The following is a 253-nucleotide window of genomic DNA, read 5'->3' as shown; positions in this document are numbered from 1 at the left end:
ATGTTTCCTGCTTCAACGCGAGAGGTCTGCTGATACGGCTACGCCGTTTCGCATCCTTGCTCGCTCCACAGGCTAACCCCGGAAATCCTCCGGTTTTGTTCATTCGTGAATCCTCAAGCCGTCTGCGCCGGCCAATATCGCTTTCCCAGCCATCAGGATGTTAATACTGGCATTCAGATCCCGATCATGGCTTTGTCCGCAATCTGGACAAACCCATTGACGTGTCGAAAGCGAAAGACTCTTGAGGACGTAT

At 52.2% G+C, this 253-nt stretch carries 1 protein-coding gene; it reads right to left on the bottom strand.

Annotated features, from left to right (window positions below; genetic code table 11):
• Positions 1-99: 99 nt before the first annotated feature.
• The coding region (locus IV91_RS19965; RefSeq protein ID WP_150112544.1) for a zinc ribbon domain-containing protein at positions 100-253 on the bottom strand (154 nt) is incomplete at its 5' end.

This window comes from Ferrovum myxofaciens (genome assembly GCF_000735045.1).
GTDB lineage: Bacteria > Pseudomonadota > Gammaproteobacteria > Burkholderiales > Ferrovaceae > Ferrovum > Ferrovum myxofaciens.
Note: the sequence above shows the minus strand (reverse complement) of the source record. Positions and strands in the feature narration are given on the sequence as shown.